Annotated in this window: 13 protein-coding genes; 2 read left to right on the top strand and 11 right to left on the bottom strand. The window is 69.4% G+C overall.

The window, feature by feature from the left end:
* Nucleotides 1-29: 29 nt before the first annotated feature.
* From CXP56_RS03305 to CXP56_RS03255, 11 genes are all read right to left on the bottom strand, one after another.
* Nucleotides 30-1,028: a Ppx/GppA family phosphatase gene (locus CXP56_RS03305; RefSeq protein ID WP_286899757.1), complete on the bottom strand. Its 999-nt coding sequence runs from the start codon at nucleotides 1,026-1,028 to the stop codon at nucleotides 30-32.
* Between the two features lie 6 nt (nucleotides 1,029-1,034).
* A complete protein-coding gene (locus tag CXP56_RS03300) occupies nucleotides 1,035-1,718 on the bottom strand; it encodes a response regulator (protein WP_028846945.1) in 684 nt (227 codons plus the stop codon).
* The gene (locus CXP56_RS03295; protein ID WP_286899756.1) at nucleotides 1,715-2,905 is read right to left on the bottom strand and encodes a sensor histidine kinase; all 1,191 of its coding nucleotides are present in this window, start codon (nucleotides 2,903-2,905) and stop codon (nucleotides 1,715-1,717) included. Before CXP56_RS03295 ends, CXP56_RS03300 begins: the two co-directional genes overlap by 4 nt.
* A 242-nt stretch (nucleotides 2,906-3,147) precedes the next feature.
* Complete coding sequence (locus tag CXP56_RS03290; RefSeq protein ID WP_028846947.1) at nucleotides 3,148-3,897, bottom strand: phosphoglyceromutase; 750 nt, start codon at nucleotides 3,895-3,897, stop codon at nucleotides 3,148-3,150.
* 390 nt (nucleotides 3,898-4,287) lie between these two features.
* Nucleotides 4,288-5,223 carry a DUF4349 domain-containing protein gene (locus CXP56_RS03285; RefSeq protein ID WP_286899755.1) on the bottom strand — a complete coding sequence of 312 codons (936 nt, stop codon included), beginning with the start codon at nucleotides 5,221-5,223 and terminating at the stop codon, nucleotides 4,288-4,290.
* 73 nt (nucleotides 5,224-5,296) lie between these two features.
* The gene (locus CXP56_RS03280; RefSeq protein WP_028846949.1) at nucleotides 5,297-5,815 is read right to left on the bottom strand and encodes a type III secretion system chaperone family protein; all 519 of its coding nucleotides are present in this window, start codon (nucleotides 5,813-5,815) and stop codon (nucleotides 5,297-5,299) included.
* Nucleotides 5,816-5,844: 29 nt separating this feature from the next.
* Nucleotides 5,845-7,161 (bottom strand): D-inositol-3-phosphate glycosyltransferase, encoded by a 1,317-nt coding sequence (gene mshA, locus CXP56_RS03275; protein WP_286899754.1) that lies wholly within the window; start codon nucleotides 7,159-7,161, stop codon nucleotides 5,845-5,847.
* Between the two features lie 239 nt (nucleotides 7,162-7,400).
* Entirely contained in the window at nucleotides 7,401-8,558 is a 1,158-nt protein-coding gene (locus CXP56_RS03270; RefSeq protein WP_028846951.1) for a L,D-transpeptidase, read from the bottom strand.
* 155 nt (nucleotides 8,559-8,713) lie between these two features.
* The gene (locus CXP56_RS03265; protein WP_502694559.1) at nucleotides 8,714-9,517 is read right to left on the bottom strand and encodes an NsdA family TPR-like regulatory protein; all 804 of its coding nucleotides are present in this window, start codon (nucleotides 9,515-9,517) and stop codon (nucleotides 8,714-8,716) included.
* Nucleotides 9,487-10,521, bottom strand: a complete 1,035-nt coding sequence (locus CXP56_RS03260) for an NsdA family TPR-like regulatory protein (protein ID WP_286899750.1) — start codon at nucleotides 10,519-10,521, stop codon at nucleotides 9,487-9,489. Before CXP56_RS03260 ends, CXP56_RS03265 begins: the two co-directional genes overlap by 31 nt.
* A gap of 167 nt (nucleotides 10,522-10,688) precedes the next feature.
* Nucleotides 10,689-11,765, bottom strand: coding sequence for a UDP-N-acetylmuramate dehydrogenase (locus CXP56_RS03255; RefSeq protein ID WP_286899749.1), 1,077 nt, complete (start codon nucleotides 11,763-11,765; stop codon nucleotides 10,689-10,691).
* Between the two features lie 24 nt (nucleotides 11,766-11,789).
* Between CXP56_RS03255 and CXP56_RS03250 the strand changes: the two genes are divergently transcribed.
* Both CXP56_RS03250 and CXP56_RS03245 read left to right on the top strand, forming a co-directional pair.
* The gene (locus tag CXP56_RS03250; RefSeq protein WP_028846955.1) at nucleotides 11,790-12,299 is read left to right on the top strand and encodes a DUF2505 domain-containing protein; all 510 of its coding nucleotides are present in this window, start codon (nucleotides 11,790-11,792) and stop codon (nucleotides 12,297-12,299) included.
* 73 nt (nucleotides 12,300-12,372) lie between these two features.
* Nucleotides 12,373-13,062 carry a DedA family protein gene (locus CXP56_RS03245; RefSeq protein ID WP_051309927.1) on the top strand — a complete coding sequence of 230 codons (690 nt, stop codon included), beginning with the start codon at nucleotides 12,373-12,375 and terminating at the stop codon, nucleotides 13,060-13,062.

Below are 13,062 nucleotides of genomic sequence, written 5' to 3'. Positions count from 1 at the left end.
GCGTTGTCACAGCGTTACACGGTACTGAATCACGCGCGCCTGCGTGCAGGGCCGACCCCGCTCGGGCCCACTTGCTGAGACCAGACTTCACCGTGCGCATCCAGATCCGTGTGGTCCAGCCTGCGCAAAATCACGCCTTCGCGTAACGCCCAGGGACACAACGTCAATTCGCTCACACCGAGTGCACGCATCGTCGCTTGCGCCACCAGCGCGCCACCCACAAGTTGATGAGCGCGGCTCGGGCTGACTCCGTCGATCTCCGCCAGGTCCGCCGCGGTCATCCGGGAGATGAACGCGATCAGCTGGCTCAGCGCGGTGTCGGTGAGTGTGCGGCGCACGCGCGGGCCCGCCGCGGACGGCGCGGCGCCGGTGAGCCTGGCCAGTGACCGGAACGTCTTCGACGTCGCCACCGCGTGGTCCGGCGCACCGTTGGCCATGACCTGCTCACGCACCCCGGAAAGCTGCTCGTCCAGCCATGCGCAGGTGTCCACCAGCTCCGACCGGCTGGGCGGATCGTTGCTGAACCTGGTGCGGGTCACCCGCCCGGCGCCCAACGGCAGGGACAGGGCGGTGTCCGGCACCTCGTCGACACCGATGGCCATTTCCAGTGAGCCGCCCCCGATGTCCAGCACCAGCAGCCTGCCCGCGGACCATCCGAACCACCGGCGCACGGCAAGGAACGTCAACCTGGCCTCGTCGGCACCGGACAACACCTCGAGGTCGACTCCGGTGCGCTCGTAGACCTGCCGGAGCACGTCGGCGGCGTTCGTCGCCTCCCGCACCGCGGAGGTCGCGAACGCCATCAGCTCGCTGCAGCCCAGGCGGATCGCCGAGTCGCGTGCCGCGGCGACGGCCGCCACCAGGTCCTCCGCACCGTCCTGGCTCAGCTCGCCGTCGGGGGTGATCCGCTCAGCCAGCCGCAGCGTCGTCTTCTCCGAGTGCGTCGGGGTCGGGTGGCCACCGCGATGCGCATCCACCACCAGCAGATGCGTGGTGTTCGAACCGACGTCGAGGACCCCGAGCCGCATGGCGGGTCACGCCTCGAGCTTGTAGCCGAGGCCGCGCACGGTCACCAGGTAGCGCGGCGAGCTCGGGTCGGGTTCGATCTTCGAACGCAGGCGTTTGACGTGCACGTCCAGCGTCTTGGTGTCGCCGACGTAGTCCGCGCCCCACACCCGGTCGATCAGCTGGCTGCGGGTGAGGACCCGGCCGACGTTGCGCATCAGGTACTCCAGCAGGTCGAACTCCTTCAACGGCAGCGCGACCTCCTTGCCGTCGACGGTCACCACGTGCCGCTCGACGTCCATCCGGACCGGCCCGGCGGTGAGCACCGACGAGGAGTTCCGGTCGGCGGACTTCTCGCCGCGCCGCAGCACCGCGCGGATCCGGGCGACCAGCTCACGCGCCGAGTACGGCTTGGTCACGTAGTCGTCCGCCCCCAGCTCCAGCCCGACGACCTTGTCGATCTCGCTGTCCCGCGCGGTCACCATGATCACCGGCACGGACGTCCGCTGGCGCAGCTTCTTGCACACGTCCGTGCCGCTCATGCCCGGCAACATCAGGTCGAGCAGCACGATGTCGGCGCCGTTGCGGTCGAACTCCTCGAGCGCCTGCTGGCCGTCGGTGGCGATCGCCGTCGTGAATCCCTCCTTGCGGAGCAGGAAGGCCAGCGGGTCAGCGAACGACTCCTCGTCTTCGACGATCAGCACCCTGGTCACAGCTTTCCTCCGTGGTCGGTCCCGACGAGGCGCGTGGCACGCTCGCCATGGGTCGCGTTCGCCCGCACGCTCTGCCGCGCGGGAATGCACAGTGTGAACGTCGAGCCGGTGCCGGGCACGCTCCACAGCCGCACCGATCCGCCGTGGTTGGCGGCGACATGCTTGACGATGGCCAGCCCGAGCCCGGTGCCGCCGGTTTCCCGTGAGCGCGCCTTGTCCACCCGGTAGAACCGTTCGAACACGCGCTCCTGCTCCTCCGGGGCGATGCCGATGCCGCGGTCGGTCACCGCGATCTCCACCATCCCGTCCACCAGGCGGCGGGTCACCGAGACCGGGCTGCCCGGCGGCGAGTACGCGACCGCGTTGTTGAGCAGGTTGGTCAACGCGGTCACCAGCAGCGTGCGGTCGCCTTCCACCACCAGGCCGCTGTCGGCGTCGGTGGTGAACCGCCTGCGGTCCTCGTCGTCGGGGAGCTTGACCCGCTCGAGCGCTTCCCGCACCACGTCGTCGACGTCCACCTCGACCAGGTCCGGCAGCCGCTCGGCGCCCTGCAACCGGGACAGCGCGATCAGCTCGGAGACCAAAGTGCCCATCCGGTTGGCCTCGTCGAGGATCTTCCTGCCGAACCGGCGCACCCCGTCCGGATCGATCGGGTCCTCCGCCGCGTCCAGCACGGCCTCGGCCAGCAGCGCCATGGCGCCGACCGGCGTCTTGAGCTCGTGACTGACGTTGGCTACGAAATCCCGCCGGGTGGCCTCCAACCGGACCGCCTCGGAATGGTCGACCGCCTCGATGACGGTGAACCCGTCGCCCAGCGCGGTCGCCTCACCGACCACCGCCTCCGGCTGCCTGCCCTTGGCGTGCAGCGGGGACAGGTCGATGGAGACCTTCTCGCCGGTCTGCTGCGCCTGGTCGGCGGCCACCCTGGCTCGCGGGTCGATGCGGTTGTCGCGCACCACACCGAGTTCGACCGCGCGCGGATTGTGCAGCACCGTGTCGCCGAACTTGTTGATCACCGCGACGGCGCTGCGCGAGGAATCCAGTAGCCGAAGCAGCAATTCCGCCACCGTCGGGCCCTCTGGGCGGCCGGCGCGCTGCCCACCGGAGGAGCGCCGGAGGAAATACCCCAGCACCACGCCGGCCACCAACGAGCCGACGGCGACGGCAACGGTCGCGACCACACTCACGGGCGAATCGTAAACATGCAGGTAGGCGGTTGTCCTAGTCTCGGACGTGGAATTCGTGACCGCGGTGACATCCGGGGCGGAAATGTTTCCCGGCAGGTCAATTCCCGTTCACCCGTTGGTGGTTTTGCGGTCACCGTGGGCGAACCGCCGGCCCGGGCGCCTGCCGCGGGAAACGGCAAGGCCCCGGCATGATCGACACCGGGGCCTTGGCCGTGGTTCACCGAACGCCGGTCAGCAAGAATTCACCGGCCCTGGTTGGCCACCGCTTCCGCGGCGGCCTTCGCCGCTTCCGGATCCAGGTACTCGCCGCCGCGCTTGATCGGCTTGAGGTTCTCGTCCAGGTCGTAGCGCAGCGGGATGCCGGTCGGGATGTTCAGGCCGACGATGTCGGTGTCGGAGATGCCGTCCAGATGCTTCACCAGCGCCCGCAGCGAATTGCCGTGCGCGGCCAGCAGCACCGTCTTGCCCGCCCGCAGGTCCGGCACCACCGCGGACTCCCAGTACGGCAGCACCCGCTCGAGGACGTCTTTCAGGCACTCGGTGCGCGGGATGTCGACTCCCGCGTACCGCGGGTCGTCGTCCTGGCTGAACTCGCTGCCCGGCTCGATCGGCGGCGGCGGGGTGTCGTAGGAGCGGCGCCACAGCATGAACTGCTCCTCGCCGAACTGCTCCAGCGTCTGCTTCTTGTTCTTGCCCTGCAGTGCGCCGTAGTGCCGTTCGTTGAGCCGCCAGTCCCGCCGCACCGGGATCCACAGCCGGTCCGCGGCGTCCAACGCGATGTTGGCCGTGACGATGGCGCGCCGCAGCAGCGACGTGTGCACGACATCCGGCAGCACGCCGCGTTCGCGCAGCAGTTCACCGCCGCGCCGGGCTTCCTGTTCACCCTGCTCGGAGAGCGGAACGTCGACCCAGCCGGTGAACAAATTCTCCGCGTTCCAGGTGCTCTGCCCGTGGCGGAGCAAGACCAAGGTTCCCATCGCGTTGTCAGCCATGCGTTCAGGCTATTCGGTGACCCCGGCCCCCTGGCTACACGGGTAACACGGTCCTACCGGCGGTAGAACGACCTTTCTGCCTTCCTGGGCACGTCGAGTGATTTCGTTCACTCTCCCGGGCTCCGAAACGCTGCCCCGAGCGGACGTCAGCGGCAGAATCCGCCCGGATGGATGAGCGGCGGTACTTGAGAAAACGGTGGCATTTCTGACAAGTTGTGTCTCGACCCCGTCCGCGCCGGCCTCCACGCACTCCCTGGCGCGGGCCGGGAATCGCCGCCGTCCGTTGGCTCCCGTCACGGTCGGACTTCCGGCGGACCTGGCGGAACGGCTCGAGCTTCGCGACTCCCCCTCCCTCGAGCCGTTCCGCCAGTCGTTACCCACCGCGATCGATCATCGACTCTCGGTCGCCAGGTTGCGATTGCGCCGCCTGCGCAGCCACAGCACCACCGCCACCCCCGGCAGCGCGAGGACGAGCACGAACGGTGCAGCTGCGCCGATGCCGGTCGCGACGGCGGCGAGCATGGTGGTGAACGCGTCCCAGCCACCGGCGAGCCCGGCCAGGAAACCAGTGTCGTCGTCCTGCTGGCCGGCAGGCACGTCGTCGCGGGTGATCGTGACGGTGATCGAAGCCATCGCGACCCGGCTGGTGAGCGCCTGATGCCGGGCGAGGAGTGATTCCAGCTCGGCTTCCCGTTCGGCGACCTCCTCCTCGACCGTGACGATCTCGCCGATGGTCTTCGCCTGATCAAGCAGTGCCCGCGCACGTGCCACGCTGCGCCGCTGGGACGCGATGCGGCTTTGCACGTCGACCACGGCGTCGGTGACGTCCTCGACGGTCACCTCGCGGGTGGTCAGCGGCGCGATCCGGGCGATGCGGTCGAGCGCCTGATCCAGCTTCTCGCCAGGGACCGCCAAGGCGAGGGTCGCCGAATCCTCCGATGTCCGCTCCGATCCGACGTAGCCGCCCAAGCCGGCGGCGATGTCGCGCGCACGAGCCGCAGCGCGGGCCACGTCCTTGACCCGCAGCGTGGCGTTGGCGGTGCGGGCGAGCTTGCGGTCCTTGGTGGCCAGGTCGGCGGCGGCGGGCGCGGTGCCGGTGGCGGCGCTCGGGCCTGCCTGCTCCGGCGTGGCGGGCGGTCTTTCCCCCGGGCTGCCCGGAGCAGCCTGCTGCGGACCGGGCTGGGCACGGTCGACCGCTCCTTCGGACGCGTTCGCGCTCAGCGGCGACGCCGCCGAGGTGGACCGGCTCGCGCCCTCGGACGAGCAGCCGACGGCCAGGCACCCGGCGAGCGTCAGCACGCCCAGCATGCGAAAGCCCCTGTGCATGAGGTTCCCCTTCGTCGACGGGTGTGATGCCCGCAGGACGGAAGGAGCCCTCAGCGCAGTTGCACCGCAAACGTCACGAGTCGGACAAGCTTCCCGGCTCGCGCTCGGCCGACGGCTTGATCAGGTGCTCGAACGCCTTCAGGTTGGCCAGCGATTCGCCGCGGGAGACCCGCCACTCCCACTCCCGCCGGATCGACTCGGCGAATCCGAGTTCCAGCAGCGTGTTGAAGTCGCCGTCGGCGGCCTGCAGCACCTGCCCGAGCACCCGGTCCAGCTCGTCCTCGGTCACCGACTCGTGCGCCATCCGGCCGACCAGGTAGATATCGCCTGCGTCGTCGATGGCGTAATGGACGCCGTACAGCCGGGTGTTCCGGCGCAGCAGGTAGCGGTAGACCTGCTCGTGGTTCTCGTCCGGCCGACGACACACGAAGGCCTCGATGGCGAACGCGTTGTCGCCCACGATGAGCCAGCAGTTGGTCTGCAGCTTCTTGGTGCCGGGCAGGGTGGCGAAGAACTTGCCCGGGCCGTGCTCGGCGTAGCGGATCTCCATCGCGTCCAGCGTGGACCGCACGACCTGCTCGAGGTCGGACATCGCGCCTCCTGGGGTCCTTGGTCGCAGCCCTAGACGGCCTGAGCAGCCTGTGGCCTGCTGACGGCCGCACCCGCCGCGTAGGCGGCCAGCAGCTTGTCGGTCGTCACCCGCCACGAGAACTGCGCGGCATGAGCGTAGGCGCCCGCCGACAGCCGCGCGCGCTCGCCCGGTCGCAATGCGACAGCGGCCAGCGCATCGGCCCAGTCGTCCGCCCGGTGGGTCGGCACCAGCAACCCGGAGACGTCGTGCCGGACGGCCACCGGCAGGCCGCCGACTTCCGCGGCCACCACGGGGGTCCCACATGCCTGCGCTTCCAGCGCCACCAGCCCGAACGACTCGTTGTAGCTGGGCACCGCGACCACGTCGGCCGCCCGGTAGACCTGCACCAGGCGGTCGGCGGGCTGCGGCGGCATGAAGCGCGTGATGTCGTCGATGCCGAGCGTGCCGGCGAGCTCGCGCAGCGCGGTGGGCTGCTCCAGGCCGGTCCCGGACGGCCCGCCCACCACGAGCACCACCAGTCGTTCCCGCAGTGACGGATCGCGTTCCAGCAGCACGGCGGCCGCGCGCAAGAGCACGTCCGGGGCCTTGAGCGGTTGAATCCGGCCCGCGAACGCCAGCACGAGGGCGTCCGGGGGCAAGCCGAGCTCGGCCCGCGCTGCGATACGCGAACCGGGAGTGAAGCGTTCCAGATCCACACCCGGCATCACGGTGCTGACCAGGGCAGGGTCGGCCCCGTAGAGCTCGACCAGCTGGGCGGACTCCACCGCGGTGTTGGCCACCAGGCGGTCGGCCGCCTCGACCACCTGCTGCTCGCCGATCTCCCTGCCGCGCGGCTCCGGCTTGTCCCCGTCGGCCAGCGCCGCGTTCTTCACCTTCGCCAGCGTGTGCGCGGTGTGCACCAGCGGTACCCGCCACCGCTCGGCGGCCAGCCAGCCCACCTGCCCGGACAGCCAGTAGTGGGAGTGGATCAGGTCGTAGTAGCCCGGCGGGTGAAAGGCCTCGGCGCGCAGCACCCCCGCGGTGAACGCGCACAGCTGGCTGGGCAGTTCGGAGCGATCCAGCGGCTCGAACGGCCCGGCGGGCACGTGCCGCACCTGGACGCCCGGCACCATCTCCACGACGGGTGGCTGATCGGACGACGTGGCCCTGGTGAACACCTCGACCGCGATGCCGCGGCGGGCCATTTCCTTGGCCGTCTGGGTGATGTAGACGTTCATCCCGCCCGCGTCGCCGGTGCCCGGTTGCTCCAGCGGCGAGGTGTGCACCGACAGCACGGCCACCCGGCGCGGCATCCACCCGACGGTTCGAGCGAAGACGTCGGTGGATGCGGTGGTGCGGGACGTCATCGTGCAACCCCCTTGTAGCGCGCGCGGGTTCTCTCGGCGTCCAACACCTGGGACGGCGAAGATCTTCCCACCAACTGTGGCGGACAATGGGTGGTTGGCCTCACACCGGCGGGGAGATTGTGGCCTTCCGCACGTCCCGGCTGCCTCCCCGGCCACGGCGCGTCACGGGCAGCACACGGCGCCCCGCAAGCGGTGTCACCGACGGGTCCGGCACAGCCGAGGTGGACCGAGCGGAGCGGTCAGAGCGCGGACAGCTTGCGCCAGGACTCCCAGTCCACCAGCCAGTCCCACACGTCCGAGGTCGTCGGGAAGTCCGCCTTGGAGCCGGTGATCTCCACCGGGTCACCCAGCAGCGCCGAGTCGAAGTAGTCCTTGGCGTCGGCCTCGAACAGGTTGATGCAGCCGTGCGAGGTGTTCCGCTTGCCGATGTTGGCGCGGTTCTCCTCGTTCTCGTGGATGTACTCGCCGTGGTTGGAAATCCGGCAGCACCACTTCTTCTTGACGTTGGTGTAGCCGTAGCGCTCGTTGTCGAAGATCGACGTGGGCTCCTTCGACATGACGATGACCGTGCCGTTCGGGGTGTTCAGGTCCGGGTCGTCGTCCCGGCCGTTGCTGCACGGGTAGGTCTTGTAGAGCTTGCCGTCCCGGTAGACCTTCATCCGGTGCTCCGGGGTGTGCACCTTGACCACCTGGTTGCGGCCGATGCGGAACTTCGTGGTGATGTCGGCCTTGCCGTAGGCCCCGCCGCCGTAGTGCACCCCGTACAGCTCGGCGGTCACCTCGACCTCGGTGTTGGCCGGCCAGTACTCCTTCGGCCGCCAGTCGACCTGCTGGTCGTGCAGCCAGCCCCAGGAGCCCTCCACCTCAGGCGTGGTCTTCACCTTCAACGCCCGCTCCGCGGCCTTGCGGTTCTTCACCGGCTGGGCGAACCGCACGCTGATCGGCATGCCCACGCCGACCACCGCGTCGTCGATGGGGTTCAGGGTGGCCCGCACCACGGACTTGGGCTTGAGCGTGGTGAAGCTGCCGGTCAGCTCCACCGGCTTGTCGTCGTCCCCCATCGCCTTGGCGGTGTAGGTGTACTTCTTGCCGTAGCCGAGCGGCTCGGCGGGCCGCCAGGTCGTACCGTCCTCGGAGATGCTGCCCTTGACCTGTTTGCCCGCCGGGTTGGTCAGCGTGACCTCGGTGAACTTGCCCTTGCTGACCGTCAGCCGGATGCCGTCACGCACCTTGACGCCGGTCGCGCCGTCCCCGGGTTCTGCCGTGATGAGTGCGATTGGCGGACTGTCCGGGTCCGCGACGGCTTGCCCGTCGGTGGAGCCGCCGGTGCAGGCGGCGAGCAGTCCTACGGTCGATCCCGCCACGGCCGCGTGGACCACGGTGCGGCGTGTTATCACGGGTACCCCCTCCTCAAGCGGCGATCTGCCGCGTGGACAAACCGGCCGTGTCCAGAATGCCACGGGCCGTCCGGTTCACCCGATGCGGCAAGCGGCTACTTCTGGGTAGCTGCTCGATGCGCACCCAGCCGCGGGGTTCCCGTCGGAGAGGCGCACTACGCCCGGTTGCTGGCAAGGAAGGCGGCCACGCGTTCGTCGAACTCGCGTGCAGCACGCCCAGGGCCGGCTCCGTGGGCGTGGCGCCGCAGCGACCGTACGCGATCCACGATGCGGTTTGACGAAATTACCTGCGTGGCGTCCAACACCCCGGCGACAACTTCGCCGGCGGTGCGGATGTCGCCCATCGCCAGGTGTGCGGCCGCGATGTGGATCTGGGTCTTGAGCCGGGCCGTCACCCGGTGCTCGGGCAGCGCTGCGGCCGCTCGCTCCAGCATGGCCAGACCGTGCCGCGGCCTGCCCACGTCGCGTAGGCACTGCCCGACGTCGGCAAGAAAATCGGCTTCACCGTAGAAGCCGAACCACTCCGGCTCGTTGCCGTCAGCTCCGTCGAACGAGCGTCGAGCGCGCAGCACGGCCTCGTCGACCGCATGCCGATCACCGACCATGGCGAGCGCACGCGCCTCCATTGCGTGCAGCCATGCCTTGAACCCCGGTGTCGCCCGCTCACCGGCGACATGCACAGCAGAACGGGCTAACGCCACGGCGTGCCGGCCATTGGCGGCGACGTTTCCCGAAGCGTTGGCGACGTCCATCGTCGTGCGGCTCATCTCGGCCAGGATGTTGGCCGCGTAGACCCGGTCACCGGACTGATGGGCAAGATGAAGGGCTTGCGCGCAGTAGGCCTGGCCGAGCGCGTGGCGGCCGCTGTCGATGCTGGTCAACCCGGCCAGCCAGGTTGCTTGAGCGACAGCACGGTGCAGATCGCGGGTCAGGTGATCCGGATAGCTGCGGCGCCGCACCAGCTCGGCCTGCCGATGGACGAAGCCGATGACGGGTCACGGATCTTGCCGCCACCGATTCGTCGCTGCAGCCGTTCGAAATGCCGCACGGTGTCCGTGATGACCGAGACCTCAGCCGCGCCCACTCGTCGGTTGCCTGCCTCCGCCTGCGCCGTCGGCATCGTCATGGCCAGCCACGCCGGCTCGGCGAACGAAGCCGCGGCGAAACTGGCACCCAGCAGAAAGTTCCGCCGCTTGATGTCCCGACCCGACAGTTCCACCACGGTTGCGATCGTGCCATCTGCGGTGGGCGCTCGCCGGAAAGCGTCGAACGTGTCGGCGACCTCGTCACGATCGGCAAAACCGCAGTCCGTCACGCTCACGGCGAACCCGAGGTGCTGGGACAGCACCTTCGCCACCAACCGCGGCACCGGCCATCGCGGCTGGCAACCGTCGAGCATTCGGCCCACCGATGTCGCGTTCGTCCCCAGATGGATTCCTTCGGCCGCCCCGGCCCGCACCACGGCTCGCGCCAGACCGGCATTGCTCATCCCAGCCTCGTCGAGCAGCGCGCGCAGAGCGGAATTCCCTCCCGCCACGATGCCCTCTCCGTAGTCGGCACAACACTCACCGTATCTGGATCTGCCGACACATGCCTGGTCGACAAGACGTTGCGCGACGAGTGACACCCCAAGTGAGGCCCCGTGAGTCATCCGGCTACTTCGCTCGCGGAATGACATCGCCGAGCTGGGCGTGCACGGCGTTTCCTGGTGGGCGTGCACGACGTTTCCTGATGACGCGACACAAAGGCGGGTCGATGACATGGAGATGGCTGCGTCGCATGCTCCGACGGCGACGCCGTCGACGTATTCGCGTCGTCCTCGACGGCCGGACGGCCCCACCACCTCGCGATTGAGCTCAGTGCAAGTCGCCAGGTGGACCGGACGAGAAACGACCGCGCTCAGACACGCGATGCGCCTCAGCATTCGTGCATTTGCCCAGCTGATCGGTGTGTCGGATCGCACGGTCTCCGTGTGGGAAAGGCGCGGCCGAAGTATCCGGCCACGCCCGTTCATGCAGGGCGTGCTGGACACCGCACTGCAACGCTCGGATCACGCCACCCAAGCACGATTCGTGCTTCTGCTGTCGGCACCGGCCACCGAAGAGCCGGTCGCACCGACCGGGCCGAGGATCACAGCGAGCAGCCGATGAGCAGCGGTTCCGGGTGCAGCACGATCCCGAACCGGTCGGCGACCCCGTCGCGCACCTCCCTGGCCAGCGCCAGCAGGTCCTCCGTGCTGGCCGAGCCGCGGTTGGTCAGCGCGAGCGTGTGCTTGGTGGACAGCGACACCCGGCCACCCGGGCCCGGGTGCCCCTTGGTGAACCCGGCCCGTTCGATCAGCCACGCGGCGGAGAACTTCACGGCGTCCCCAGGCGCCGGATAGGTGGGAATCCGCACGTCGCCGCCGACGACCTCGGCGATCCGCCGCATCGCCCTGTCCGCCTCGCCCGCGGGCAACACCGGGTTGGTGAAGAACGATCCGGCGCTCCAGGTGTCGTGATCGTCCGGGTCCAGAACCATGCCCTTGGTCCGCCGCAGCTGGAGCACCGCCTGGCGGACGTCCGCCGCAGGCACCCGCGCGCCCTGCTCGACGCCGAGCATGCGCGCCAGCTCCGCGTACCGGATCGGCCTGCTGAGCCCGTCGGCGTACAGGTCGACCGTGACCGCGAGCACCACGGCCTCGTCCGTCCCCTTGAACCTGCTGGTGCGGTAGCCGAGCGCCAGCTGCGACGGCTCCATCGTCTCGCGCCGGCCGGTGGCACGGTGATACACCCGCACCGAGTGCAGGAAGTCGCCCACTTCCCAGCCGTAGGCGCCGACGTTCTGGATCGGCGTGGCCCCGACCCGTCCGGGGATGCCCGACATGCACTCCAGCCCGCCGAAGCCGGCCTCCACCATCTCGGCCACGAAGGCGTCCCAGTCCTCGCCCGCGGCCACCTCGACCCGGACCCGGTCGCCGCCGCCGGAGCCGGGCGAGGTCACCCGCTCGATCCGCCGGCCTTCGGTGCACACCCGGATCACCGTGCCCGGGAACCCGCTGTCGGCAATCACCAGATTGGACCCACCGCCGAGCAGCAGCACCGGCTCGCCCGCGGCATCCCGCTCGGCCACCGCGGCGACGAGTTCGTCGTCGGTCTTGACCTCGAGCATGCGGCCCGCCGGGCCGCCGAGCCGCAGCGTGGTGTAGTCGGCCAGGGATGGGGACATGACCAGCAGGGTAATCTCCCGCCCATGGCACGCCCCCTGCAGCACAGCACGGAGTTCGCATACCCGGTCGAGAAGGTCCTTGCGGCCATCGCCGACGAGGAGTCGGTGCGCGGGCGATTGGCCGCCATCGGCGGACACAATGCGAAGCTTGTGGATTACCAACGGTCACCGGACGCCGTCCGTTACACCGTGCAGCAAGGCATACCGGCGGAAAAGCTGCCGCCTGTCGTGCGCAAAATCCACGCCGGTGACCTGATTGTTAAACGCACGCAGGAATGGCGGACGCGCGGCGACGGCACCGTGGTGGGCACCGGTTCGGCGCATGTGTCCGGTGTGCCGGGTTCGATCCAGGTGAACACCGCGCTCACCTCGCATGGCAGCGGGTCGAAACTGCAGGTCACGGGCCAAGTTCAGGTCTCGATTCCGTTGGTCGGCGGCAAGATCGAGCAGACCATCGCCGAGCAGGTGGTGCGCCTGCTGCGGCACGAGGACGCCCACGTCGCGCAGCAATTGGCCCACGCCGAGACCGGGTGAATCCCCTCGGGGACAACCCGGATATTGCTCCATTTCGGTGGTGACGGGAGTCGATTCGGGCCACCATCGAGACATGTTCGAGCTTCTTGATCAGTTCGTCACCCTGCTGCGGACCACCGTCGATTCGCCGTGGCTGTGGGTGCTGCTGTTCCTGATCACGATGCTCGACGCCGTCATCCCGTTCTCGCCGAGCGAGACCACGGTGGTCACGGTTGCCGTGCTGGTCAGCCCGCAGACCGAGCTGCTGCTGCTGGCCGTCGCGGTCGCGGCCATCGGGGCGTTCGTCGGCGACTGCGCCAGCCACGCCATGGGCCGGTTCGCCGGCCCGACCCTCATCGCCCGGTTCTCCCGGGGCGAGAAGGGCCGCCAGCGCATCGAGTGGGCGCGCGCCAAGGTGCATCAGCACGCCGTGATGTTGCTGCTGGTCGCGCGCTACCTGCCGGGTGGAAGGTTCGCCACCGGCGTCGCCACCGGCGGCATCCGGTACCCGTGGCGCAAGTTCCTGACCTTCGACCTCATCGGCACCACGATCTGGGCCGCCTACAGCGTGACGATCGGGTACGTGGGCGGCGCCTACTTCGCCGACAACCCCGGCAAGGCGTTGCTGCTGGCCTTCGCCCTGGCGCTGACCACCGTCGGCCTGATCGAGATCGGGCGCCGCATCTGGGCCCGCAGTCACGGCAAGCACGAACCAGGTGAGGACGTCGCCGCGACACAACCGCTCACCCCTGAGCCCGCGCAGCAGGACGCCTGCGCCGGCTGA

Origin of the sequence: Thermocrispum sp. (assembly GCF_002919275.1) — a bacterium.
Lineage (GTDB): Bacteria > Actinomycetota > Actinomycetes > Mycobacteriales > Pseudonocardiaceae > Thermocrispum > Thermocrispum agreste.
This window is presented reverse-complemented; position numbering and strand designations above follow the sequence as displayed.

What these genes read in the sequence shown, in the direction of transcription:
- CXP56_RS03250 (WP_028846955.1), top strand. Translation starts at nt 11,790, where the DNA reads ATGGCACGCCCCCTGCAGCACAGCACGGAGTTCGCATACCCGGTCGAG.
- CXP56_RS03245 (WP_051309927.1), top strand. Translation starts at nt 12,373, where the DNA reads ATGTTCGAGCTTCTTGATCAGTTCGTCACCCTGCTGCGGACCACCGTC.
- CXP56_RS03285 (WP_286899755.1), bottom strand. Translation starts at nt 5,223, where the DNA reads ATGCACAGGGGCTTTCGCATGCTGGGCGTGCTGACGCTCGCCGGGTGC.
- CXP56_RS03255 (WP_286899749.1), bottom strand. Translation starts at nt 11,765, where the DNA reads ATGTCCCCATCCCTGGCCGACTACACCACGCTGCGGCTCGGCGGCCCG.
- CXP56_RS03290 (WP_028846947.1), bottom strand. Translation starts at nt 3,897, where the DNA reads ATGGCTGACAACGCGATGGGAACCTTGGTCTTGCTCCGCCACGGGCAG.
- CXP56_RS03305 (WP_286899757.1), bottom strand. Translation starts at nt 1,028, where the DNA reads ATGCGGCTCGGGGTCCTCGACGTCGGTTCGAACACCACGCATCTGCTG.
- CXP56_RS03280 (WP_028846949.1), bottom strand. Translation starts at nt 5,815, where the DNA reads ATGTCCGACCTCGAGCAGGTCGTGCGGTCCACGCTGGACGCGATGGAG.
- mshA (WP_286899754.1), bottom strand. Translation starts at nt 7,161, where the DNA reads ATGACGTCCCGCACCACCGCATCCACCGACGTCTTCGCTCGAACCGTC.